At 46.8% G+C, this 280-nt stretch carries 1 protein-coding gene; it reads right to left on the reverse strand.

The genetic code is table 11. The annotated features are described in order from the left end of the window. On the reverse strand, window positions 1-280 hold a 280-nt coding region (locus tag NXS07_RS22675), incomplete at both ends, for an efflux RND transporter periplasmic adaptor subunit (protein ID WP_498063307.1).

The raw sequence follows: 280 nt of genomic DNA on the forward strand, positions 1-280 counted from the left end.
TTTCAATTTGTCGATACCATCAAATACAATTCTGTCGCCTGATTTCAGCCCCTCAGCAACGAGGTAATTGGTACCGCTTGCGCCGGAAACCGTGATTGGCGTTCTGGTAACTTTATTGGCAGCATCAACTTTAAAAACAAAGATCTTATCCTGTACTTCTACAGTTGACGACTGAGGGATTGCAATGGCATCGTTATGCTCAAGGCTGATCCTGATCTTGCCGGTATTGCCTGAGCGCAGCAGACCCTGCTGGTTAGGGAATGTAGCTCTCAGGGAAATC

Origin of the sequence: Xenorhabdus bovienii (genome assembly GCF_024721015.1) — a bacterium.
Classification (GTDB): Bacteria; Pseudomonadota; Gammaproteobacteria; order Enterobacterales; family Enterobacteriaceae; genus Xenorhabdus; species Xenorhabdus bovienii.